At 30.6% G+C, this 25,992-nt stretch carries 21 protein-coding genes and 1 pseudogene; 13 read left to right on the top strand and 9 right to left on the bottom strand.

Features of this window, described 5'->3' with window-relative positions; translation table 11 throughout:
• Window positions 1-49: 49 nt before the first annotated feature.
• Window positions 50-568, top strand: a complete 519-nt coding sequence (locus FYJ81_RS05785; protein WP_154409437.1) for a GNAT family N-acetyltransferase — start codon at window positions 50-52, stop codon at window positions 566-568.
• A gap of 269 nt (window positions 569-837) precedes the next feature.
• A complete protein-coding gene (locus tag FYJ81_RS05780; RefSeq protein WP_107384984.1) occupies window positions 838-1,662 on the top strand; it encodes a hypothetical protein in 825 nt (274 codons plus the stop codon).
• Window positions 1,663-1,917: 255 nt separating this feature from the next.
• Here FYJ81_RS05780 and FYJ81_RS05775 read toward each other — a convergent pair whose 3' ends face one another.
• Complete coding sequence (locus FYJ81_RS05775; protein WP_107384983.1) at window positions 1,918-3,615, bottom strand: CDP-glycerol glycerophosphotransferase family protein; 1,698 nt, start codon at window positions 3,613-3,615, stop codon at window positions 1,918-1,920.
• A 275-nt stretch (window positions 3,616-3,890) separates the two neighbouring features.
• On the opposite strand from FYJ81_RS05775, the gene FYJ81_RS05770 reads away from it, so the two are divergent.
• Window positions 3,891-5,495 carry an L-lactate permease gene (locus FYJ81_RS05770; protein ID WP_107385698.1) on the top strand — a complete coding sequence of 535 codons (1,605 nt, stop codon included), beginning with the start codon at window positions 3,891-3,893 and terminating at the stop codon, window positions 5,493-5,495.
• Between the two features lie 380 nt (window positions 5,496-5,875).
• Here the strand turns inward: FYJ81_RS05770 and FYJ81_RS05765 are convergent, their stop codons facing one another.
• A complete protein-coding gene (locus FYJ81_RS05765) occupies window positions 5,876-7,027 on the bottom strand; it encodes a glycosyltransferase family 4 protein (protein ID WP_154409436.1) in 1,152 nt (383 codons plus the stop codon).
• A gap of 394 nt (window positions 7,028-7,421) precedes the next feature.
• Between FYJ81_RS05765 and mqo the strand changes: the two genes are divergently transcribed.
• Entirely contained in the window at window positions 7,422-8,900 is a 1,479-nt protein-coding gene (gene mqo, locus FYJ81_RS05760) for a malate dehydrogenase (quinone) (protein WP_107505120.1), read from the top strand.
• Window positions 8,901-9,115: 215 nt separating this feature from the next.
• Here the strand turns inward: mqo and FYJ81_RS05755 are convergent, their stop codons facing one another.
• Both FYJ81_RS05755 and FYJ81_RS05750 read right to left on the bottom strand, forming a co-directional pair.
• Window positions 9,116-10,480 carry a sensor histidine kinase gene (locus FYJ81_RS05755; protein WP_107385137.1) on the bottom strand — a complete coding sequence of 455 codons (1,365 nt, stop codon included), beginning with the start codon at window positions 10,478-10,480 and terminating at the stop codon, window positions 9,116-9,118.
• On the bottom strand, window positions 10,473-11,147 hold the full coding sequence (locus FYJ81_RS05750) for a response regulator transcription factor (RefSeq protein ID WP_154409435.1): 675 nt from the start codon (window positions 11,145-11,147) through the stop codon (window positions 10,473-10,475). The genes FYJ81_RS05755 and FYJ81_RS05750 overlap by 8 nt, the downstream gene beginning before the upstream one ends.
• A gap of 155 nt (window positions 11,148-11,302) precedes the next feature.
• Between FYJ81_RS05750 and FYJ81_RS05745 the strand changes: the two genes are divergently transcribed.
• Complete coding sequence (locus FYJ81_RS05745; protein ID WP_107385695.1) at window positions 11,303-12,355, top strand: ABC transporter permease; 1,053 nt, start codon at window positions 11,303-11,305, stop codon at window positions 12,353-12,355.
• On the top strand, window positions 12,355-13,023 hold the full coding sequence (locus FYJ81_RS05740; RefSeq protein WP_107385134.1) for an ABC transporter ATP-binding protein: 669 nt from the start codon (window positions 12,355-12,357) through the stop codon (window positions 13,021-13,023). Before FYJ81_RS05745 ends, FYJ81_RS05740 begins: the two co-directional genes overlap by 1 nt.
• Window positions 13,024-13,187: 164 nt before the next feature.
• On the opposite strand, the gene FYJ81_RS05735 is transcribed toward FYJ81_RS05740, so the two are convergent.
• Window positions 13,188-14,159, bottom strand: coding sequence for a YdcF family protein (locus FYJ81_RS05735; protein WP_107385133.1), 972 nt, complete (start codon window positions 14,157-14,159; stop codon window positions 13,188-13,190).
• A 223-nt stretch (window positions 14,160-14,382) separates the two neighbouring features.
• Here FYJ81_RS05735 and FYJ81_RS05730 point away from each other — a divergent pair, with 223 nt between their 5' ends.
• From FYJ81_RS05730 to FYJ81_RS05720, 3 genes are all read left to right on the top strand, one after another.
• The gene (locus tag FYJ81_RS05730; RefSeq protein WP_107385132.1) at window positions 14,383-14,847 is read left to right on the top strand and encodes a MarR family winged helix-turn-helix transcriptional regulator; all 465 of its coding nucleotides are present in this window, start codon (window positions 14,383-14,385) and stop codon (window positions 14,845-14,847) included.
• 363 nt (window positions 14,848-15,210) lie between these two features.
• Entirely contained in the window at window positions 15,211-16,599 is a 1,389-nt protein-coding gene (locus FYJ81_RS05725; protein ID WP_107385107.1) for a zinc ribbon domain-containing protein, read from the top strand.
• A gap of 268 nt (window positions 16,600-16,867) precedes the next feature.
• A complete protein-coding gene (locus tag FYJ81_RS05720) occupies window positions 16,868-18,076 on the top strand; it encodes a multidrug effflux MFS transporter (RefSeq protein ID WP_154409434.1) in 1,209 nt (402 codons plus the stop codon).
• Window positions 18,077-18,427: 351 nt separating this feature from the next.
• Here FYJ81_RS05720 and FYJ81_RS05715 read toward each other — a convergent pair.
• A pseudogene (locus FYJ81_RS05715) lies at window positions 18,428-18,977 on the bottom strand (TetR/AcrR family transcriptional regulator).
• Window positions 18,978-19,103: 126 nt separating this feature from the next.
• Here FYJ81_RS05715 and FYJ81_RS05710 point away from each other — a divergent pair.
• Complete coding sequence (locus FYJ81_RS05710; RefSeq protein WP_154409433.1) at window positions 19,104-19,751, top strand: HlyD family secretion protein; 648 nt, start codon at window positions 19,104-19,106, stop codon at window positions 19,749-19,751.
• Window positions 19,752-19,763: 12 nt separating this feature from the next.
• Window positions 19,764-21,638, top strand: coding sequence for a DHA2 family efflux MFS transporter permease subunit (locus FYJ81_RS05705; RefSeq protein WP_107385692.1), 1,875 nt, complete (start codon window positions 19,764-19,766; stop codon window positions 21,636-21,638).
• Between the two features lie 394 nt (window positions 21,639-22,032).
• On the opposite strand, the gene FYJ81_RS05700 is transcribed toward FYJ81_RS05705, so the two are convergent.
• A complete protein-coding gene (locus tag FYJ81_RS05700; protein WP_107505326.1) occupies window positions 22,033-22,668 on the bottom strand; it encodes a hypothetical protein in 636 nt (211 codons plus the stop codon).
• A gap of 272 nt (window positions 22,669-22,940) precedes the next feature.
• Between FYJ81_RS05700 and FYJ81_RS05695 the strand changes: the two genes are divergently transcribed.
• Window positions 22,941-23,846 (top strand): alpha/beta hydrolase fold domain-containing protein, encoded by a 906-nt coding sequence (locus tag FYJ81_RS05695; protein WP_107524484.1) that lies wholly within the window; start codon window positions 22,941-22,943, stop codon window positions 23,844-23,846.
• A 136-nt stretch (window positions 23,847-23,982) separates the two neighbouring features.
• On the opposite strand, the gene FYJ81_RS05690 is transcribed toward FYJ81_RS05695, so the two are convergent.
• Both FYJ81_RS05690 and FYJ81_RS05685 read right to left on the bottom strand, forming a co-directional pair.
• Window positions 23,983-24,390, bottom strand: a complete 408-nt coding sequence (locus FYJ81_RS05690; protein ID WP_119535630.1) for a hypothetical protein — start codon at window positions 24,388-24,390, stop codon at window positions 23,983-23,985.
• Between the two features lie 12 nt (window positions 24,391-24,402).
• Entirely contained in the window at window positions 24,403-24,870 is a 468-nt protein-coding gene (locus FYJ81_RS05685) for a thioesterase family protein (RefSeq protein WP_107384613.1), read from the bottom strand.
• Window positions 24,871-25,013: 143 nt separating this feature from the next.
• Here FYJ81_RS05685 and corA point away from each other — a divergent pair, with 143 nt between their 5' ends.
• Entirely contained in the window at window positions 25,014-25,961 is a 948-nt protein-coding gene (corA, locus tag FYJ81_RS05680) for a magnesium/cobalt transporter CorA (RefSeq protein WP_107384614.1), read from the top strand.
• Window positions 25,962-25,992 lie beyond the last annotated feature (31 nt).

Raw genomic sequence — 25,992 nt, 5'->3', positions numbered from 1 at the left:
AACATTTTAGTATACTAATTGACAAGATGATAAAAAGGGGCGATGAAGTATGACTGATAATATTGAATTAGTAAAAGAATCGGAAGTACACCAATTAAGAGAAATTAGTATTGCGACATTCAAACATACATTTAGAGATGGTGGATATACAGAGGAAGATTTTGAAACCTATTTTAAACAGGCATATAATGTGGAAACGTTACAAGAAGAGTTGCGTAATAAACATTCATTCACATATTTTTATCTCAGTAATAATGAAATTGTAGGTTATTTTAAATTAAATATAGATGAAGCACAAACTGAAGCAATGGGGGAAGACTACTTAGAAATACAAAGAATATACTTTTTACCTCAATCGCAAGGTGGAGGTAAAGGGAAAAAAGTTTTTGATTTTGCAATTAAGAAAGCACGCGAGTTGTACAAGACAAAAATTTGGTTAGGCGTATGGGAATATAATGAAAAAGCATTAAATTTCTATAAAAATCAAGGATTGCGTATAACAGGTTCTCATGAATTTTATACTGGTAACGTGGTAGATACAGATTTAATTATGGAAAAAAACATATAGTAGCTTTTGAAAAAGTCATTTTTTCTTTAATCTAATCAATTATTTTGAATCGCTGTTTGTCTATTATAAAAGCTAATTATTTAATTAAAGTTCTAAAGTTTTAAGTTTTTGTAAAAATTATATTTATTTCAAAAAAAGTTTTGATAAAAGGTGTTTATTTTAATAATAATAGTGAATAACATAATAATTCTCATTCATCCTAATTGCTAAATACATTACATAACTTTTAATTAGGCAATGAGAAAGACACAACTAAGGAGGCTTATTATATGAAAAAGTTATTAGCAGGTTTTCTTACACTTACATTAGCGCTTGCTGCTTGTTCTAATGGTAGTGATGACAATGGTGGTAATAAAGATGATAGCTCGAAAGACAAACAGTCTTCCGATGACAAATCAAAAGACTCAAAAGATTCTAAGAGTGATGACAAAAAAGACAATGATAGTTCCGATGAAAATTCGGATAGCAAATCAGACAGCAACTCAGATAGTGATGCTGATAAAAATGGTTCTGACTCTAGTTCTAGCTCTGACTCTAATTCTGACTCTAGTTCTAGCTCTGATGACAGTAGCAATTCTGGAAATAGTGACAATGCCAATGATAGTTCGACTAATGGTTCCAATGAAAGTGCTAACAATAGCGGTACTTCAAATAATGGTGATAATTCAAGCAATACGAGTAACAATGATAGTACAGCAAGTAATGCAAATAGTAATGCAGACCAAGCTTCTAATAGTGCAAGCAGTTCGAATGAGGGTAACACAAATAACAGTGGAACTTCTCAATATGTGGCACCTTATCAAGGTCAAAATGCAGTACCTGTTGCACAAAACATTACTTCAGGTAGTACTGACCCACAAACAGCTTTACAGTCATTGCCTAATTTCCAAAATTCATTAGATAATGCAACTGCAGAAGTTAATGCGTTAAATGGCCAATCTAATCCTTATAATGATTACGCTATTGAAGGTAGTGAAGGCAATTATAGCTATATTTTTAGTTTCCAAAATCAAGCACAACCGGGTAGTTATTCAATTGTAACAGTTGACCAACAAGGTACTGTTAGAGTAGTTGACCCAGCATATCAACAATAAAGAATCATAAAATAGTGCAAGTTTTATACTTAATATGATAAAGAGGCAAGTAGATGAAATGAATTTGAAAAAAATTGATTTCTAACTTTCTTCTTTTTATTTTTGCTTAACTTTGCAGTATATACTCATGTTACTATTGTTATCACTTAAAACACATTTTATATTTAAAAAAACTCCAAAGTTAACATTGGAATATGAAAACTTTGAAGTTTAAAGTCGGCAACAAATCGTTGATTGTATTTTTGATTATTAAGTTTATGTGTTGGAATTAATAGACTTTTGAATAATATGGGAAATCGTTTCAAAAGCATGATTGTCTTTGTTTATAAATGGATTATCGTGTATATCTTTCATTTGATGACTGATTAAATCATTTAAAAGTGCTTTTGAATCACTATATCGAACTGTAGAAAGAGAATGCATAACATCTTCATAAACACCACGTTCGCAAACATATTTTTCGTGATCAGGCGTATATTGGCAGACAGTTTTATCAATCGTGAGTGCATCAAAAATAATTGAAGAATAGTCTGTCAATACTGTATCTGATACTAACAACAAATCTTGAATTTCTATATGTGAAGGTGCAATGATAGCATTTTCAGGCATATAGTTAGATTGATCGTTGACATGTCCTTTAAAGATAACGTTATATTTATTTAATAAACCATCACTAATTGGTAATAAATCGGTTGTTTCATTTGCTGCTTTCCATGTAGGAACGTAAAGTAATGTTTGTTTTTGAGGGTCTAGCTTTAATTCTTTCTTAATGAATGAGATATAAGGTTGATCAGATTGTTTATCTAATAAATATCTAATTCTTGGATAACCACAATTTAATAAATGAGTATGTTGTTGTGGAAATGCAGATTTAAAATGTTCCATAATGGCTCCGGAATCACTGATGAAATAGTCTTGTTGTAACCATTTATTATATTTGCGTGCGCGATAATTATAAATATTGAGATTTTCATTTGGTTCATGACTATCTAAAAATAGTTTTTTTATAGGTGTGCCATGCCACAGTTGTATAATTGTACCATTTGGTTTGATATCGTCGGGGATATCGTTTTCTAAAATGACCACACTTGCTGTTTCGATAAGACTTTTTGCTTTCGCATCATTTGGATCAATAAAATTAGGTCCATTTACATCATTAGTTATAAAAAATATAGGTAATTTAGAAAAATATTTTGCAAAATGATTAAATAAATAGCGAGAATTACCTCGGAACCCATAATCAAAACCTAAAAAGACAATATGATTTTTAACTTTCGATTTATCTTTTTTGTAAATATAACTGATTTCATCATGTTTTTTTTCGTAATGATGTTGAATTAAATTATAAAGCCAATGTGGAAGTTTGAATTTAGTATTTTTAAGCACTTTATCTGTAAATCGAATATCATCATTATTAGGTGCTAATGTTTCACTATTTTTAAATGGTAACGTGTGTTTATGTTCAAAGGCTAATTTGTTTAAATTAAATTTAGTAGTGTTTAATGGCGTGAACGCTTGAATGCAATTCCAAACAGCATCACTAGTTGTATACGTATGTTTGAAATTAAAAACAACATGGCTATCTGTAGCAACATCATCTTGTAAAAGTGATAATAATGCTAAATCAAATATATTATTAACTGTATATTTGTTTATTATTTTTTGAGCAGTTTCTATATGAAAAATAATATTTGGAAAATGATTTAGATTATCCATCCAATCATTAAAAGTGATTTCTGATTTACCGAAATATCGGCAATCATTTAAATATTGCTGATTGATTGTATAATCTGCAACGATAGTGACGGGTCTTAGTGTAACTGCCTCTAACATTGATTGATAAATCTCACTATTTTGATCTATATATACAAAATGAGAATATCCTTCCGCTGTAGCTTTCTCAAGATGCTGAGCTAAAAGGTCCCACGTTGAAAATTCTATTTGCTTTATCATTTATAATCCCTCTATTTAAATATTATTATCCCTATTTTATCATTTAATATGTCATAGATAAAAGAAACATTGATATTCATATCATTACTGACGTACAGCGCCTGAATTGATATATATTCAATTGGAGTTTATTAGAAAATTAAAAAACTTTAATTTTGGGCTATTAATTTTTTGAAAATTATTGTATTATACTTAAAGTAGATGTTATAATTTATGTGAAATAATTCACAAATAAAAGGATGATTAATTATTTTAAGTATAGGAAGTGAGTATATATGTTTGTAGAAAGTATTAACCCCTTTAACAATGTATTATTATCCAGTATTGTGGCTGCTATCCCTATCATTTTATTTTTATTATGTTTAACCATTTTTAAAATGAAAGGGATATACGCTTCAATTACGACATTAGTCGTTACGTTGATACTTGCCATAACGATATTCAAATTGCCTATGAATATCGCTACAGGTGCATCAATTGAAGGATTTTTCCAAGGTGTAATTCCAATTGGTTATATTGTAATTATGGCAGTTTTGTTATATAAAGTTACAAATGAAACTGGGCAATTTGATAAGATTCAAGATAGTATTGCGAGTGTATCTCAAGACCATCGTATCCAATTATTGCTCATAGGTTTTGCATTTAATGGATTTTTAGAAGGTGCAGCAGGTTTTGGTGTACCGATTGCGATATGTGCTTTATTATTAACTCAGTTGGGCTTTAAGCCTTTAGAAGCTGCAATGTTATGTTTAATTGCCAACGCTTCAGCTGGTGCTTTTGGAGCTATTGGTTTACCTGTCACTGTAATTGATACACTTGGTTTGCCAGGTGATGTTACAGGTTTTGCGGTTTCTCAAATGTCGGCTTTAACTTTATCGGTTATGAATATGTTTATACCATTTTTATTAGTATGGATTATTGATGGTTTTAAAGGTATTAAAGAAACATTACCAGCAATCCTTATTGTTGGTGGGACTTTTACCATACTACAAGCTTTGATCACGGTGTTTATTGGACCAGAACTAGCTGATATTATCCCACCGTTAGTATCAATGTTAGCTTTAGCAGTATATTCTAAAAAACATCAACCAAAAAATATATTTAGATTGAAAGATAGCGGAGAACCTAAGACTATTGTAAAACATAATTTTAAAACTTTAATATATGCGTGGAGTCCATTTGTGATTTTAACAGTATTGGTTATGGTTTGGAGCGCACCACAATTTAAAGGACTGTTCACATCTAATGGTGCATTGAGTGCATTAGTATTTAATATTCAACTTCCAGGTACGTATAGCGCTATTGCTGATAAAGCAATTACATTGCCACTCAATATCATTGGACAAACTGGTACAGCAATTTTATTAGTAATTTTAATAACTATATTGATGTCAAAACAAGTGAATATGCTTGATGCAACACGTTTGTTAAAATTAACTTTTAAAGAATTATGGTTGCCTATTATTACAATTTGTATTATTTTAATTATTTCTAAATTAATGACTTATGCAGGTTTAAGTAATGCTTTAGGTGAAGGTATTGCTAAGGCAGGATCAGTCTTCCCTCTATTATCACCTGTTTTAGGTTGGATCGGCGTATTTTTAACTGGTTCTGTGACAAATAATAATACGTTATTTGCTCCGATACAGGCAGCAGTAGCTAATAATATTGGTACAAGTGGTGCATTACTTGTATCAGCCAATACTGCTGGTGGTGTAGCAGCTAAATTGATTTCACCTCAGTCCATTGCTATTGCAACTGCATCTGTACAACAGGTAGGTAAGGAATCGGAATTATTAAAAATGACATTGCGTTATAGTTTTGCATTTATTATCTTTGTATGTTTATGGACATTTATGTTGAGCTTTATCATTCATTAAAACAACAGCATTGATATGTTTGCTAGTCAGTTATCTGTAAATACGCAGAATTAAGGCTGCTTTGATTTGGTATTATATCGAAACACGAAGTTAAATATAAAGATAGAAAAAAAGAAGCCATATGGCTTCATTCAGGCTGTCGACAAAGTTTCCGACTTTGTTGACAGTTTTTTTGTGCCCACTATCCGTGGGCACTGCCTTAGCTTGTAGTCTTCGGCTAGTGATATTCCCACAGGAGACGGACAAATCACTACCAATATTTAATATATAATAATTAACAGTGGCGTTGTTTGTTATGGTGAATAAATCAATTGATAAATGGAATCATAGTGAAATAATGTACTAAAGCTGGCATATGGAAAAAACTAAAAGTTTCTTTTTTATTTCGACGCTATCATCATTTGAAAGTAATGGTAGACAGAATCTGATGAAAATGATTGAACAGTTTGGTATCCATTTTCTATGATTGCTTGTTTATTAAATTCTTGGTTTATAAGTCGTAGTAGTTTATTAGAAAGATCTTCTACATTTCCATGTGCTACTAAATATCCATTGATGTTATTTTGTATCAGTGCATCTGGGCCAGCGTTACCATTAAAGCTAACCACAACATTACTTTGATTCATTGCTTCTAAAATCACCATTCCGAAACCTTCATTACGAGAGGGGATGACTGTAATATCACTTTTAGCTAATTTTTCGTTTAATTGTTGAGTTGAACCATAAAGCTTTATGATATCTGCTAGTTGATGCTCTATGATTAATTGTTGTAAGAGTTCGTGTTCTTTTCCATCGCCATAGATGTGTATTTGATATTTAAAACGTCTGACCTCTTGTTGAATAGGGATGATGCTTTGAATTAATAGATCGAATCCTTTCTCGTATTCTAATCGTCCTGCAGCAGTGATGATTTTATCTTTTGATACTGAGAGGCGAGGTTCATTTAAAATATTGGGTATGACATAAACAGGGGTTTGAATGAAAGCTTCATATTTACTTTTATCACTTTCTGTTAGTGTGGTTACTTTGTCTAAATATTGATAAGCATCTGCAATTTCTCTTTGTAAAGCAATGTTGTGTGCTTCAAAATTCATATGCTCCATACCAATCTTCTCTACATTTTGTGAACCATAGTGAGCAATTAATATATTGAAACTCGCGCGTGTACCTATGAGTATATCAGTAGAAACATTACGTATTGCTTTAATCATTTTGTTTTCAATATAATGTGAAAACTGATATAGTCCTGGTTCATATTGAGAAATTAATTTTGGTTTAGAAAAAGAGGTATATTTGTGGATTCTATTGAAAAAAATATCCTTAATATTAAAAAATTGTAATTGATAGTCTGTTAAAGCACGCACTTTAATAGATTTATGTAGCTTGAAATAAGGTTCAGAAGCCCCTTTGAAAACGGAAATGATTTCAACTTGATGGCCTTTTTCAGCTAAAACATTAGCTAATTGAGAAATAGATTTAACGGTACCACCCATAGCATATAAGTTATGCGTAAAAAAAGTGATAGATTTCATTGGAATACCTCCAAAAGTATAAGAATTAAATTAGAATTTATTATAGCATGAAATTTAGGTGATTGATAAAGTAATGAAGGTTATATGAGACACAATGTAATTTGCTCAATATATTTAAATTTAAAATAGTAATTTAAGTCGTATCATAGCAATGATAGTTAACAGGTATTAACATAATTTAAGTAGAATTACTGAAAGCCCTTTTTTCATAGGGCAATAACGTATATAATTAGAAGTGTACCAAAAGATTCTGCTATTTTTTAAGTACTTCGTATAATTATAGTAGATTAAGATTTAAATCATTTACTATAGAAAACGCTTTATCATGGTTGAGATTTTCCTAGATAAAGATAACGTGTCTATAAACATATATAAAAGGGGGACTGTGTTTGTTATGAGTAAACAACATAGCAAAACAGATGTCATATTAATTGGCGGCGGTATCATGAGCGCAACACTAGGAACTTTATTAAAAGAACTTGCACCTGAGAAAGACATTAAAATGTTTGAAAGATTATCTACACCAGCAGAAGAAAGTTCGAATGCATGGAATAATGCAGGAACAGGGCATTCTGCATTATGCGAACTAAATTATACAAACGAAAACAAAGATGGATCAATTGATATTACTAAAGCTGTTAAAATTAATGAACAGTTTCAAATTACAAAACAATTTTGGAATTACCTTGTTAAGCAAGGTCAATTATCAAAACCAGAAGCTTTTATTAAACCTGTGCCACATATGAGCTTTGTACAGGGCGTACGTAATGTAGATTTTTTAAGAAGACGTGTTGAAAGATTAAATAAAAATATTTTGTTTAGTAATATGGAAATTACGGATGACAAAGATCAAATTTCAGAATGGGCACCGTTGATTATGGAAGGGCGCACATCAAATATACCAATGGCTATTACATATGACAAAACGGGGACTGATGTAAATTTTAGCGCGCTAACAAAAAAACTATTCTCTAATTTAGAAGATAAAAACGTAGAACTTAATTACGAACATGAAGTAGAAAATCTGAGTCAACGTAAAGATGGAACTTGGGAAGTTAAAGTGAAAGATTTGAAAACGGATGAAGTTACAATAGTAGATAGCGACTTTGTATTTATAGGTGCCGGTGGAGCGAGTTTACCTTTATTACAAAAAACAGGCATTAAGGAGTCTAAACATATTGGTGGATTCCCAGTAAGTGGTCTGTTCTTAGTTTGTAGAGACGAGGCTATTACTTCAAAACATCTTGCGAAAGTTTATGGAAAAGCAGCTGTTGGTGCGCCACCGATGTCAGTACCACATTTAGACACACGTTATATTGATGGCAAGCGTACCTTATTGTTTGGACCATTTGCTGGCTTTTCACCAAAATTCCTAAAGACAGGTTCAAATATGGATTTAATAAAATCAGTGAAACCAAACAACCTTATAACAATGTTATCGGCAGGAATTAAAGAAATGAACTTAACTAAATATTTAATTTCTCAACTAACACTGTCAAACGAGGAGAGAATGGAAGATTTACGTCAATTTGTGCCAAATGCTAAAAGTGAAAATTGGGAAATTGTAGTTGCAGGACAACGTGTACAAGTCATTAAAGATACTGATAAAGGAAAAGGTACTTTACAATTTGGTACTGAGGTTATTACTTCTGAAGATGGTTCTTTAGCAGCACTTTTAGGCGCTTCTCCAGGCGCTTCGACTGCAGTTGACATCATGTTTGATGTACTTCAACGTTGTTACAAAGATGAATTTAACAATTGGGAAGAAAAAATTAAAGAAATAGTGCCTTCATTTGGTATGAAATTATCAGAAAATGAAGCTTTATACACTCAAATTAATAAAGAAATAACTAAAAACTTAAAAATTAATTAATAAGTATGATGTACTCATTTTATTAAATGAAGTTCTTGCGAGATAAATTTCCATACTTAAAATAGAAGCGCTAATCCATTACGGGTTAGCGCTTCTTTATATTTAAATCTTGAAATTTTGATCGTGCATGTATACCACAAGTATGTTGTATGATGGTTCGAGCATCGAACCCGTGGCCTCTGAAACATATGGTTTTCTAGGCGTTTACACGCTTGTTATTTATTGATATTAACAGTGAAAGTAGTACCTTCATATTTCTTACTTGATACTTCAATTGTGCCATTGTGTAATTCAAAAATAGCTTTAGCAATTGCTAAGCCTAAGCCATTACTATTATCATGATTGCTTGCTTTATAAAAACGTTCAAATAGACGAGATTGAGTTTCTGGTGTCATACCTTGACCATCATCAGTTATATTAAAACGAATGTGATCAGTATCATGTGTGAGTGTAATGTCAATTGTACCACCTTGTTCTGAATATTTAATCGCATTAGTTATTAAATTTTGAAATGCTTGATTTAATAGTCGCTCATTTCCTATTAATGATATATTAGCTAAATCAGACATAATAATTAACTCTTTTTCGTTCGTCGCAAATTGTTCATGACGTATAATCTGTTTAATGAGCTTATTGAGTTCGATATGATCAGTTAATTCTAGATGCTCCCCATTATCAATTTCTGATAACAATAAAAGTTCTTTTGTTAATTCACTTAGTTGCGTTGTAATTTGGTATATTTCGTCTATATACTGTTCTCGTTCTGTGGCACTTTTTGTAAATTTTAATTGATCAAGTAAATGATGAATATGCGTTAAGGGTGTTTTAATCTCATGTGAAACATTTTGAACAAAGTGTTGTCTCATGTCATCTACTTGTTTTAAAGAAAGTCTCATTTTATCAAAACGGTATTGCAACGTGCCGAATTCATCATTACGCTTAATATCTATTGGCACATCAAAATTGCCTTCCATTAATCTTTCAGTCGCTTGTTTTAACTGTTGTATTGGTTTAATAATCATGTAAGTTGAAGAAATAACCCAAATGATTGAGATGACTAATAATAGTGTAATTAATATGACTAAGAAAATTCTGAATTCACTAAATGTTTTTCCAATGTCTGGTCTCATAAATACTGCATAGTTATGACCATTGGATTGAAATTGCACACCAACAGTATTTTGAGTAGTATTTTCAAAGAATCCAGTGATGAAAGGATTGTATGGTAAATTGCTTATCCCGTGATAGTCATTTCCCTTTAAGACAGATTTAATATTTTTCGAGTCAACATTGTCTTTTCTAAATGCAGTACCATAATAAGCTTTTTTACCATTTTCTGATACGGTCATAACTTGATAATTCATCTGTCCAAGGTGTTCGAAAAAGGGTTTTGGCAATTGTATTTTAGATTGCTTTTCATAAGAAATTGCATCTTTTAATGTTCTCATGATTTTAGCATCATTATTCTCTTTTAAATGATTATGATAAATGACGTTAGTTAATAGGAAACTAAGCACAGCGCTTGATAGTAAGATGACGATTGTATATATAGCAATACGTGAATATAGTGATTTAAACATTGTCATCAACCTTGTAACCTAAGCCACGCACTGTATGAATTGTAATAGTAGCTCCTAGTTTCGATAAACGTTTTCTCAAACGTTTAATGTGTACGTCAACTGTTCGTTCATCACCTTCATAATCAAACCCCCAAATTTTTTCAATCAAATCATCACGGTTAAATACTTGTTTTGGATGCGAGGCAAGTAAGAATAAGAGTTGAAACTCTTTATTTGGCAAGTTCATTGATTTAGTAGAAGATTGAAGCTCTAAATAAGCTTGATTAAGCGTAAGATTTCCAACTTTCAACTCATTATTAGCATTTATATTATAGCGTTTTAATACGGCCTTTATTCTAAAGATAAGTTCTTTCACTTCAAATGGCTTGGTAACATAATCGTCTGTGCCAGTTAAATAAGCTTGTTCTTTATCACTAAGTGCGTCTCTAGCTGTTAACATAATAACTGGCATTTCAAAATCTTCTTTTAAAATTTTACATAATTCAAAACCACTCATGCCAGACATCATTACATCTACGATAGCAATATCAACTTGATGTGTATCTAAATATGACAATGCGTTTTCAGCACTTGATTGTGTTACTACATCTAATCCATCTCGTGAAATATAATTTGAAACATATTCTAAAATTTTACTGTCATCATCGACAATTAAACAAGTTGTCATGCTCAAAATCTCCTTAATCATTTTACAGACATTATATATGGAAAAATTTAACTTAACAAATAGGAAATATTTCAAAAAGTTAATCATAGTTCATATTGAGTTCATATACAGAGACTAAACTTTAAATATAAGTTCTTGAAAGGGAGTGAATCACTATGAAATTAGCATGGCAAGAAATAAAATATTATAAATTTCGTTATATATTAATCATGTTAATTATATTATTATTAGGCGTTATGGTTCTATTTATTAGTGGGTTGGCACAAGGTTTAGCAAGAGAAAATATTTCTATGTTAGACAATATGAAAGCTGAAAAATATGTGATGCAAAATAACAAAACACCACAAATTGAAAAATCAATTATTAAACCAGAACAGCAAGAGAAGATTGAAGATATTAGCGGGCAGTCACCTTTAAAAATAGCATCTCAAACTTTGAAAATTGATAAAGATGAAGAAGATGTTGTTATGACGAATACAGTGAAAAATGAAAAACCCAAATTGTCAGAAGGGCATTATCCTAAAAAAGACAATGAAATTGCAATTAATAGTAAATTAACTGCAAGTGGGGTAGATGTTGGAGACAACATTAAAATTAAAGACGGTAAAACGTTAAAAGTTTCAGGTGTTTTGGATGACACAATGTATTCTCATAGTTCAGTGGTTATGATGAATAATAATGGATTTGATGAATTGAATAAAAATGTGAGTACTGTTTATCCAATTAAAGATATGTCACAAAAACAGATGAATAAATTAGAAGATATTAATGGTATAGATGTATTTACAGAAGATGATATCACAAGTGAAATACCAAGTTATCAAGCAGAACAAGCACCACTTAATATGATGATAGTTAGCTTGTTTGTTATTTCTGCTATAGTCCTTAGTGCATTCTTCTATGTTATGACGATACAAAAAATTCCTGAAATCGGTATTTTAAAAGCAATTGGAATTAAGACAAGACATTTATTAAGTGCATTAATCATTCAAATATTAATAACTACAATGATTGCAGTTATTATTTCTGTGGCGTTAATCAGTGGATTGTCATTAGTAATGCCAATTTCTATGCCTTTCCATGTAACTGTTACAAATATATTATTAGTCGTGGGTATTTTCATAGTTGTTGCAATTGTCGGTGCAGCACTATCATTTATTAAATTATTTAAAGTAGACCCTATTGAAGCTATAGGAGGTGGAGAATAATGAGTTTACAAGTTAAAGATATTAAAAAATCTTTTGGTAAAGGCTCTTCCGAAACTAAAGTACTAAAAGGGATCAATTTTGAAGTGAATGAAGGAGAATTTATAATTTTAAATGGAGCCTCAGGTTCTGGTAAAACGACGCTTTTAACTATTTTAGGTGGATTATTGTCACAAAGTAGTGGAGAAATATTATATAATGGTGAACATTTATACGATAGTGATAAAAAAGCTTCTGAACTAAGATTAAATGAAATTGGATTTATATTTCAATCTTCACACTTAGTACCGTATTTAAAAGTTAAAGATCAGTTAATAACTATAGGTAAAGAAGCGGGAATGGCTAAAAAAGAAGCCACTGATAGAGCAGAAAAATTATTAACACAAATCGGTTTAGCAGACCAGTTAAACGTATTTCCACACACACTTTCAGGTGGACAAAAGCAACGTGTTGCCATCATGAGATCATTAATGAATAATCCTAAAATAATATTAGCTGACGAGCCAACTGCAAGCTTAGATGCCGAACGTGCTACAGAAGTGATAGATATGATTAAAAATCAAATTCAAAGTAAAAATATGATAGGTATTATGATTACACATGATAAAAGACTATTTGATTATGCTGACAGAGTAATCGAATTAGATGATGGTGTCATTGTTAATCGATAGTATATTTAAAAGAGACATGATAAAAGTCGTGTTTTCAAATTAAATGGGAGTAGGATAGAAATCTTTTTAATAAAATTAGATTTCTGTCCCACTCCCTTTTTTATGAATAGCATTGCACATTCAATCGAATGTAGTATCCACATATTATTTCGTAGTTAATGACTTTAAATGGTTGGTATATGCCACAGTGCCATTATACATGCCCAAAATAACACTGCAAAAAAACAAGTTAGTAAAAGCTTATATTGATACATGATGGCTAAAAAGTCCCTGATTAATGCAATTTCAAAAAAATGATAAGGTGTATGACTGCCGACACCTTTTAAATTGAGATTTAATTTTTGTCCAAACCTTAAAGCGCGCATAATATGAAATTGACTAGTGACACATATGATATTTGGTTCATATTTAAATAATTGCTGAATGAGCACTTTCGTATATTTAAGGTTCTCATAAGTGCTCGTCGATTGGTCTTCAAGTATGATTGCTGAAGGATTAATATTTCTTTGCACTAAATATCGATACATAGCCAAGGCTTCTGAAATTGGTTCGTCAGGTCCTTGCCCACCACTAACAATGATATGTGCGCCTGGATGTAAATGGTATAACGTTATAGCTTTGTCCAATCTTTTAGCAAGCATAGGTGTTACTTGTTCTGTAAAAATACCTGCGCCCAACACCAATATGACGTCAAAATCTTGTTTATACGTAACATTTGAAAAGGCAGAGGCACAAAGTGCATAACAAATGAAGGTGAAACATGCACTAAAGGCAATAGCGGCTAACCAATAAAAAATCACATTGATGCCCACAGGAATTAGACTAATATAAGCACAAGCAATCATGAACAGTAATACCTTATATGCTATAGCGTATAAACGGCGCAAAAAAAGTGTGCTTACACTATGTTTAAATAGATGATGATGTTTGATGTGTAAAAGCAATACACCAACAAACATCGTTATGATTAGAGGGATCGGCAAAGATGACTTACCTACATGTAAGATGATAACAATGTAGCCTAAAATGATTTGAATTACAAAAAAAGTTAAATTAGTAGTAAATTTTAAATTCTTATACATAGCAATAAAACCACATAAAATAAATAAACTTATAATTAAAGACAACGTATACATGGTTCACCCCGAAAATTTATAATATTTTAAATGTAGAGCAATTCTTAAAATTAATCAAATTTTATAGGTATTGTTGATTGTAATTTAGCTAGGTTTAAAAATTAAAAACGCAGCGGTTAGAAATTTCTGCTTTTATACCGTCTCGAATATTGATATTATTAACATAATATAAAAAAAATAACGTTTACTTATGTGAGCTAGAATAGTAGAGGTGCGAGAAGTTATGGTTAAAAATTTAAGTAGTCATATTGATTTTATGGGTGAGTTTATAAATGATGTGAATACTTTATTAGCTAAATTGTTAAAAGAACTAAGAGAAGACTATAACGTATCAAAAGAGCAAGCCAATGTTATATTAATGTTAGAAAACGAAAAAGCAATGACATTAACAGAAATAACTGAAAGACAAGGTGTAAATAAAGCTGCCGTTAGCCGGAGAATAAAAAAATTAATACAAGCAGAAGTAGTGCAATGGGAGAAAGCTGAAGAAAATGCAGATCAAAGGTTAAAATATATTAAATTAACAGCAAAAGGTAAACAATTTAATAAACAAAGTAAGGAAATTATCAATACAATTGTCAGTGATATATTACACGACTTATCGGATGAACAAATCGAACAAGCAAGATATGTTTTAGAGATTATTGATCAAAGATTAAAAAATTTCAATTTGAAACACAGTGTTTAATAGTAAAAACAATGATAATATTTTTAAGTAAAGCAAAATGCGTTTAATTAAAACATATTTCAATAACTAGAATGATGTGTCCATGTAAAAATGATTTATTTGAAGTGCCTCATTAAAAGAACAACTATATAAGATTGAAGAAAAAATTAAAGGAATTGTAAAAAGACATTGGACTAATGATGTATATCTTTTACTTATTCATGTACATATAATAGAAATAAAGTAGTGTAAAAATGAATTTTACTTAATTAAAAAACTACAAAAAATTGGTGAAAACGGCTTGATAAAGCCGTATAGTTTATGAATATATTATGTTAAAATAACGGGATAATGTAAAAAATAAGGACTAAGCGTGGTGATAAAATGCAAAAGTGCCCTAAATGTGGGGGAAACATAAGGATAGGACAACGAAGATGTAGTCATTGTGGCTATCGTTTAGAGTCGACTAGTAACGAAAAAATGACTCGAACTTCAAAAGAAAATAAAAAAACTGTTAATAGCAAAGCAAGGAAAATTATTCCCTGGGGTATTGCAGCTTTTATCATTATCCTGCTGGTTATTATATTTATCTTATTGAAAAATTTTAATTCGCCGGAAGCACAATCGGAAATATTAATTAACGCAGTAGACAATAATGATACTCAAAAATTATCAACCTTATTAAGCACGCAAAATAATAGTGTAGATGAAAATGAGGCAAAAGCTTATATTAAATATATAAAAAAAGAAGTTGGCATGAAAGAATATACGAAAGATATTAAGCAAAAAATAAAATCATTAAATAAAAATGAGACTAGTGAAGAAGACTTTGTAACAGCAAAAAATGGTGAAAAAGTTTTGCGTATCAGCAAAAATGGGCGACGTTACTTGATATTTGATAATATGAGTTTTACAGCGCCTACAAAAGAAGCGATTGTAAAGCCTAAGTACGATACAACTTACAAATTCAAAGCAAATGATAAACAAAGAACAGTACATGCACAGAAGAATAAGACGACAGTACTCGGTGAATTTATACCAGGTGATTACGTCATAGAGTCTAAAAAAGAGATGGCTAACGGACAGTTTAGCGGTGAACTCAAATTTAATTTTAATAATAGTAATCATGAGACAGTTGATGTATCAGAAGATTTTAATGAAGCTTATATCGTCTTAGATTTGAAAGGTGCATCTGAAATAGATAAAGATACTGTTAAAGTGAAAGTGAATGATAAAACATATGACTATGCTGATAATAAAGAAATAGGACCATATCCAAAAACACAAGAGTTAACAGTTTCTGCTGAAGGAGAAGCGAAGAAAAAGACATTTAAATCAGCTGAAACGACTGTTAAAACGGATAACTTGAAGGATAAAACATATGTAACATTGAACTTTGATGGTGATGAAATTCAAGACTATGTAGATAAAAAAGAAAAAGAAGAAAATAGCTTCAGAAATAAGGTGGCTCGTTTTTTCGGTAATTATACTGCTGCAATGAATAATGCACATAGTCAAAGTAACTTTAAATTAGTTTCATCTTATTTGAAAAAAAATACTGATAACTATAAATCTATAAAAAATAATGTGAAAGAAAATGCTGTATTTTATTTACCTCAGCCACAAATCACTGAAATTGTGAGACAAGGTGAAACATTTTATATTACAGCTCAAACCGTCAAAGAAAATGGTCAATATGGCGAAGTGGATTACCAACTTGAAGGCGATGATGATGCCAGTAACCTTAAAGTTGTGAAATATTCGGAAGAGTAATATAAAGATATGCTTGCTGATAATAATATAATATATGGAGTAGTGGATAAGCAGAGGAATCTGGAAACAAGCCAACACTGACTCATGAATAAGTGTCAATTTCTATAATAGTTAATAGAAATTGACACTTTCTTTGTTTTTAAGCTAAAGCTATAATAGTAATAATGCTTATTAATTAATAATTTGTAATAAGTTAGTTAACAATACATAAACAAGTGTAAATATCGTCGAATTGGATATTTCAAGTAATTTTTGAAGGAGTTATAAAATGGTAGATAATCAACAACAAAAGCAATCATTCATTTTTATTTTAATTCTAGGTGCGTTAACTGCGATTGGTGCCTTATCGATTGATATGTTTTTACCTGGTTTACCTCAAATTCAGTCTGATTTTAATACGACAACTTCAACTTCACAATTAACTTTATCTTTATTTATGATTGGTTTAGCCGTTGGGAATTTATTCACGGGTCCTTTTTCTGATTCAATCGGGCGTAAGCAACCACTTATGATTGCGATGTTGTTATTTACATTAGCAAGTTTAGGTATTATTTTTGTAAACAATATATGGTGGATGATTATTTTAAGGTTTGTACAAGGTTTTTGTGGAGGCGCAGGCGCAGTTATTTCTAGGGCGATTTCTAGCGATTTGTACAGTGGCAAACAATTAACAAAATTTTTAGCTTTACTTATGTTAGTCAATGGTGTGGCACCTGTGTTAGCACCTGCTTTAGGTGGCGTGATCTTATCATTTTCCACTTGGCATATGGTTTTTGTCATACTAACTTTATTTGGGATACTTATGTTTTTGGGGACTATGTTTAAAGTACCAGAATCATTATCTATCGAACATAGAGACAGTCCTCATATAGCAATTATATTTAAGAATTTTAAACAATTATTAGTAACGCCACGTTTTGTATTACCAATGTTGATTCAAGGTGTTACATTTATCATCTTGTTTAGTTATATTTCAGCTTCTCCATTTATCACGCAACATATATATGGTATGTCTCCACAGCAATTTAGTATTATGTTTGCAATTATTGGTATTAGTCTCATTATTTCAAGTCAATTGACTGGTAAGTTCGTTGATTATATAAATCGACAAACATTGTTACGGATTTTGACGTTGATTCAATTAGTAGGAATTTTAAGTGTAACGATTACTTTATTAAACCATTTTTCAATATGGATTTTATTCTTAGGTTTTATCATTCTTGTTGCACCAGTTACTGGTGTAGCAACGCTTGGTTTTTCTATTGCGATGGATGAACGTACTGGAGGTAATGGGAGTGCATCAAGTTTACTTGGACTTGTGCAATACTTATTAGGAGGGGTGGTTTCACCGCTCGTAGGTTTAATGGGAGAAGGGAATTATGTGCCTTATGTCACAATTATCATAATCGCGGGTCTGTTATTAATATTACTGCAAGTGATGAGTTACTTTGTGTTTAGAACAAGGAAAAGAGCATAAGTGCATATGTGTAAAATCTTGGTGTTACATTGGCAGTAACTGATGCATGAGCTTCAGCTCAAATACTTAAAGTTAATTCAACTTTAATCCTCAGTGCAGATGGTGTGACAATGACATCCGTTTAAATAAATTAAATTGCTGTCTTACGCTGATTTATTTTACATGAGTGATTGAGGTTGGTGAAAATCTATTTGCTTTTGGTATACCATGTTGATCTACAGATACTAGATTATGTCGCACTATTATAGTATCAATTTTTATATATATGTGTTCGAATTAGTTAATATAATGAGACTATTAAATTTCTATTATTTTGTAGAAATTTAGTAGTCTTTATAATTAGATAATTTATTAACGATTCAACTTAATTGTGTTAGCTAATAAAATTTGAGCTAAATCTTTAACCGACTGATTACATCCTTCTTTAATCCAAGTATAAACAAGGCCCATTTGACCACCTAGTGCGTAAATTACAAATTGTTTTTTGTTTAATACATCGGTATAGTCGTCCAAAATTTTAATATAAGTGTCCCGCGTTGCATGCATATACTCAAAAAATAAATTACGATTAGGATATGTGACTAAAATAGCATGGAAATAGCCATAATGACGTTTGATATAACGCAAAATGATTTTGAAAAAATTGATATAGTTTAGAGTGATTATCTGCAATTTCTTCTGAACTTTTATATAGATTTTCTAATAGTGTTTTATATTTTTGAATATGGTGTGATTGTATTGTAGCTAAAAGGTCATATTTATCTACGAAGTAATCATAAAATGTAGTCCTATTTATACCACTATATGCGCATAACATTTTGATAGTTATATTTTCAAATGGATGTAACTCGAGTAATGCAATCATATTACGGATGATTTTTCGTTTTGCATTTTGTTTCATAATAACTCCTTCATAGAACATAAATAATGTACCCAACACATTTTATTTAAGTGTCGGTATACTTTTAAATTTCATCTCTTTATAATATACAAGGTGAATTTTAAATGCAAATAGGAGGAAAGTATCATGAAGAAAATGGTATTAATCAATGTCATTACCATTATTGTGCTTGTAATTATTGGTGTCGTAGGATTCCATTTTTATAATCAAGCAACATCTTTTGTAAGTACAGATAATGCTAAAGTGGATGGAGAACAAATTAAGGTGTCAGCTCCAGCTTCTGGCGAAATCAAGTCACTTGATGTTAAAAATAATGAAAAATTAAGCAAAGGTGATAAAGTTGCAGAGGTTGCTGCTAAAGGTGAAGGTGGTCAATCTCAAGATATGAGTATTAAAATGCCTAAAGATGGCACAATTGTAAAAGTTGATGGCATGGAAGGCTCAATGGCTCAAGCTGGCACACCAATCGCTTACGCTTATAATTTAGATGATTCTTATATAACTGCTAATGTGGATGAAAAAGATATTGCAGACGTTGAAGAAGGTAAAGATGTAAATATTAAATTAGATGGTGAAGACGCTGAATTAAAAGGTAAAGTAGAAGAAGTAGGTAAAGCAACTGCTTCAAGCTTTTCAATGATGCCTTCATCAAATAGTGATGGCAACTATACAAAAGTGTCACAAGTGGTACCAGTGAAAATTTCACTAGATTCAAAACCATCTAAAAATGTTGTTCCAGGAATGAACGCTGAAGTAAAAATTCATAAAAATTAAGGAGGTCTTAAAATGACAATGACCTTCATTATTGTTTACGTAGTCATAGCGCTCATTCTTGTCGGTGGACTTAATCTCTTTATCGTGAAAAGAAATAAGCAAAAATCTACCCGAAAAATGGAACAATCTAAGTATGAAAGCATTGCTTCTAACGAAAGTTATCAATCTAAATTTAAAGTTAAAGACGATAAAACAACAACAGAAAACCAAGAGCAAAACAAAGGTGAAACTACAGAAGAAAAGGCAGAGAATGCAAGTCACGCTAATAGTGACACTTCTGAATCATCAACACAACATGATTCGGATCATGAACAAATCAATCCGAATTCTGAAGAAGCACAAGTAAATGAAAAGCTGAAAGCTAAACATAGTTCATTTATGTTTGGAAAAGGCACTTCTCAAGGCAAAGTTTTAATAGCGATGATTTTCGGTATGTTTATAGCTATTTTGAATCAAACGTTATTAAATGTTGCATTGCCTAAAATAAATACTGATTTTAATATTTCAGCAAATACAGGTCAATGGCTTATGACAGGATTTATGCTTGTGAATGGTATTCTGATACCAATCAGTGCTTATTTATTTAATAAATATTCGTATCGTAAATTATTCTTAATAGCGATGGCATTGTTCACAATAGGTTCCTTAGTATGTGGTATGTCAGGTTCATTTACAATAATGATGGTAGGCCGTGTACTGCAAGCAATTGGTGCAGGTATCTTAATGCCACTTGGTACAAATGTATTTATGACTATATTTCCACCTGAAAAACGTGGCGCAGCAATGGGAACACTTGGTATAGCAATGATTTTAGCACCCGCTATAGGTCCGACATTGTCAGGTTATATTGTAGAAAATTATCATTGGAACGTGATGTTCTATGGTATGTTCATCATAGGACTTATTTCATTAGCTATCGCATATATATGGTTCAGAGTTTATCAAGTTACTACAAATCCTAAAGCAGATATTCCAGGTATCATATTTAGTACAATAGGTTTTGGTGCGCTATTATATGGCTTCAGTGAAGCAGGAAATAATAGTTGGAGTTCTCCAATTGTTGTAGTATCTCTTATCCTTGGTGTCATTTTTATTACTGCTTTTGTAATTAGAGAGCTTACAATGCGTGTGCCAATGCTAAGTATGGAAGTTTTAAAATATTCAGGTTTTACATTAACAACCGTTATTAACATGATTGTAACGATGAGTTTATTTGGTGGCATGATTTTATTACCACTTTATTTACAAGACTTAAGAGGCTTTACACCAGTACAATCAGGTTTATTATTATTACCAGGTGCTTTAATAATGGGTGTCATGGGTCCAATCGCAGGAAAATTATTAGATACGATTGGTATTAAACCACTAGCTTTAGTAGGGACAGCAATTATGACCTATGCTACGTGGGAATTAACAAAATTAAACATGAATACAACGTATGGTCACTTAATGGTTATTTATATCATTCGATCATTTGGTATGAGTTTTATCATGATGCCAATAATGACTGCTGGTATGAACGCGTTGCCACAACGACTCATAGCACATGGCAATGCTTTATCTAATACATTGAGACAATTGGCAGGTTCAATTGGTACGGCTTTACTAGTTACAGTAATGTCTACACAAACAACACAACATATCGCCTCATATACACAAGATTTAGATAAAACAAATCCATTTATTAAAGACCGTTTACAAGAAATGGCTCAAGCAATGGGTGGAGAACAAATGGCAACTTCTCAAGTTTTAGAATTTGTGCAAAAGCTTGCTTCTATTAATGGTGTAAATAGTGCTTTCTTAATAGCCACTTTATTAAGTGCTTTGGCATTTATTTTGAGTTTGTTCTTAAAAGGCAAGTCACATTATATTTCAAATGAAGAATAAGTGAAAAAACAGTGATGTAACATCACTGATTAATGAATAAGCGTCAATTTCTATAATAGTTACGTAGAAATTGACGCTTATTTTGTTATTAATACAGTCTGAGTTAATATTTTCATATAGTTAAAGCGATTGGGATAAAAACTTGTGCTAAGTTGATTTTATGTACATTATAAGTGAAAGCTAAATCGTTTTTATAAATTCGCAAGTTAATTAGATAATATATATGATATTGATTATAGTCTTGAAAAATTGCTTGTTTTAAAATCCTTTTACCGATTGGTGTATCGATTAAGTGGAGAAAAAAAGCCCGCAAATGAATTTTTTTCAGTCATTCATTTACGGGTGTAATCTATGATAGTATATGTATCGGCTTTTTGGTAAAGTTTAAATGAAGTTATATTCTAGGTTTTCGATTTCTAAAAAATAAACTAATTAATAGTAAAGCGATACTACAACTTAATAAAATAAAAGCGTTATGGATTGCATTTGACTCTGTTAATATTTGAGCTGAATCAACAGTGATATAATACTGATTCATTGAATCGGCAATTCTTGTTGCAATATTTTTAATCAATGCAGAAAAACCGAAAGTAATTGCAAGCATGATCGCTATGATAAACATGTTAACTATTTTCAATATAGTTTTGTTAAAAAACAACGTAAAAAAGGTTAAGATTAAACTTAATATACAAGCGATAAAAAATACATAAAATACAAGTATCAAGCGATCAATGCTTGTTTGTAAGTTATCGATACTTTCAACGTTGATATTTAAATTCGTTAAGTTATTGATAGTTTCTTGAAAATTTGTTAATTCTTTAAAATTAACTGTTTTATCTACAAAAACTAAATTGAATATAGGTTCCTTAAACATACTATAACCTGAAATAGCAACTAGGATTAAAACGATAACTTGTATAATAAGGCTAACCCAAGATTTTTTCTTTTTTCCATAACGAGCGCCTCGTTGCATTGTTTCACTCGTTAAAGTATGTTCAAAATCTTTAAATTGCTGATTATTTGCGGTCATAACTTACTCCTTTCATTACATTAGATGGGGATCTAGTTATTTTATGACTTTTATTTTGTTATAATATGTAATAACTGTTACATTTTAACCAATGAAGTTGAATAATTTAATTTTTAGTATGAATGGTCATATTTTTTAACTTCAATATCTATTATAACTTCGTTTTTATGTCATTATTTTTATTTTATCATATAATTTATTTTAAATACTGAATTGAAACAAAAATTCTATAATTCTAAAATTTGTTACAAAAAAGATAGGGATGATTATGAATGAAATCAAGACTAACAACAAAATTTGTTAATAAATATTTATTACCACATCGTTCAATTATATTTGATGACCAACAAAGCTTTGAAAAATTTTTACAAAAAAGATTAACGATGAATGAAAAAAAGCACAAGCAACCTGAAACTTTAAATGTAAAATCAGACTTAGAAAAACAAATGATGGATGATATGCAGGTGTTCAGATTTCGCTTTAGACACAGTCAACAAAAGAAAATATTATATATTCACGGTGGATATAATATTTTACAACCTTCTGCATTTCACTGGAGATTTATGGATAAACTTGCGTTAAGTACTTTAAATGAAGTTATTTTGCCAATTTATCCAAAAGCACCCAAATATCATGTTGAGGATACTTATGCTGCGATTCATAAAGTGTACCAACAATTATTAACAGAATGTAGTAATGAAGATATTATTGTGATGGGAGATGGAACTGGAGGCGCATTGGCGTTGAGTTTTGTGCAACAGTTAAAATCAAATAATCAACCTTTACCAGCTAAATTGTATTTGTTTTCACCGATGCTAGATGCTCAATTGGATAATGAAAATATTACAGATGATTTAATCGATAAAGATGTCATCATAAATATAGAAGGTTTACAAAAAATTATGAAAGTATGGTCTGGAAATCTTCCATTAAACGATAGTAGGTTATCACCAATTAATGGAGAATTATTTGGTTTACCACCCATATATATATTTGGTGGCGGAAGAGAGATTTACTTACCAGATATGAAAAAATTGGCTTATATGTTAGAAGATATGCGTCAGCCAGTTCAACTGTATACTTTTAAAAAAATGGTGAATGCATTCGCATTATTACCTATTAGAGAATCGCATAAAGTTGTTAAAGAAATCGTCAATACAATTCACGATAAACGTTAATGTGGAAGCATACACTCGATTTTTAAAATGATGATAAGGCTACGAAAAATTAAAAACAGAGGCGGGGCAGACACCAAATATAATTTTGTTGATATCGCCTTGCTTCTGTTTTTATATGCTCAAACATTTCGGTCAATTAATGGTGTTCATTCATTGTTGTATCAAGGACAGTTAATATAGATTGTGTCCCTTTTAGCTTATAGTATTGCGCTATAAAGTCGTTAAAATCTTGCGTTGGTATATCCATATTGTTGAATTTCGAGAGATATTTTTCATATAGTTGTGTTTCTTCTTGAACAAAAGTTGTGTAACGCTGTATAAAAGCTGCTTCTACATCAATTTGTTCCACTAATGAAGTAATAGTATCTATAGCTTGTTTTTGACCTTGGTAGTAACTAATATCAAAACCGCGTTTAATCAATTGACTATCAGGTCCATTAATGACTAGCTGTTTGTTTTGATTGAGTTCACTAAGTGCAGCTTTCATATCATCATTTAAATCATAAAGTTGCACTTTGATTGTGTCGATTAATCCTTGTGACATATTTATCACTCCTTATCTTGAGATACCGATTTTATGACCTAATTGTTTTGGCCATTCGATTAATTGTTGGTTATCATAATAATTGCTAATTTGGTCAGCAAATGATTGAGGGAATGGCGCTGTTTTGTTGATTGTGCGATCAATCCCTAACATCATTGCTTCATTTGTTGCTATATTGCTGCCGTCTTGGTTCGTCATAACGGAAAAGAAATGTAAGCTTTTTTCATTATAATCATAGATGTAAATTGTAATGGTAAATGTGTCATCTTCAGTTAGTTCAGATAAATAAGCTGTTTGTTCTTCAACAGTGAATAGTGTGTAATTTAACTTGGTACGTTCTTCTAAAGATAAACCATGTGTATAATTAAATTGATTGATAGCTTCGCTGAAGACCATATTATAATTCGCATCATGTACATGACCGTTATGGTCAATCATATCGGGTGTCACATTGTTGGAAATTGTGAAAGGATTTTTCATTGTTACATCTCCTTTAAAACTTTAATTGTTAAAATAGACATATTTATATTATTTAAGCTAACCTAAGTTTACTAAAAATTGTATATAACATACACAAATAGTATTTCATGATAAAATAAAGAAAATGATTATAGGGGTGACCTATGGCTATAACAATTAGATACTTATCTTCTGGAAATACATTAGCAAGCGTTAATTGTTTAGAAGACATTCCTGAAACAGCGCAGTTTATATGGTGTGATTTTAACCAACCAACCGAGGCTGAAAATACATTTTTAAAAACACGTTTTAACTTTAATAAACTTGAAATTGATGATACAGTGAACGGGACACCGAGAGCTAAATATAAAGCATATGACACATATCAGTATATAGTTGTTCATGATGTGGATACCGAGAATTTTAATGCAAAAGCATTAAATATTTTTATAAAAGATCGTTTACTTATTACATACCATCATCAACCATTTGATATTTTAAAGAAGATAGAAACTACTTTCAAAACGCAAACAATACGTAATATTCTCCCAACATATATATTTATCTTGGTGTTAGATTGTTTAGTAGATCGTTATTTTGAATTCGTTTATGCCATCGAAGATAAGGTATATGACTTCGAAGACAGTGAAAATATGAATGGTTCTATGAAATTTGCGATGGATAATGTATTTAAAATACGTTCTGAGCTAATTAAATTAAAGCGTGTGATTTATCCAATGACAGAATTAGTTAATCAATTAAAAGAAAGTAACCTATTATTATTAGATGACAAGGATAAACTTTATCTTCAACATATTGATGATCATATGATTAAACAACAAAATATTTTGAAAATATGCCAAGAAATGACAAATGAAATAAAAGATAATTTGACATCATATGCTTCATATAAAATGAATCGGATTATGCAGGTCCTTACCTTGGTGTCAGTTGTTTTTTTACCATTGACATTAATTACAGGTATTTATGGTATGAATTTTATAAATATGCCAGAATTAAAATGGCAATATGGTTATTATTTTGTTTTAGCACTTATGCTATGTATTAGTATAGGTTGTGTGATTTATTTTAAAAAAGAAAAATGGTTTTAATATCATAGTATTATATTAATGATGCAGTTTT

This window comes from Staphylococcus sp. McC-251-APC-3A2 (assembly GCF_009695665.1).
Classification (GTDB): domain Bacteria; phylum Bacillota; class Bacilli; order Staphylococcales; family Staphylococcaceae; genus Staphylococcus; species Staphylococcus cohnii.
The sequence above is the reverse complement of the archived record's forward strand: the minus strand, read 5'-3'. Positions and strand labels throughout refer to the sequence as shown.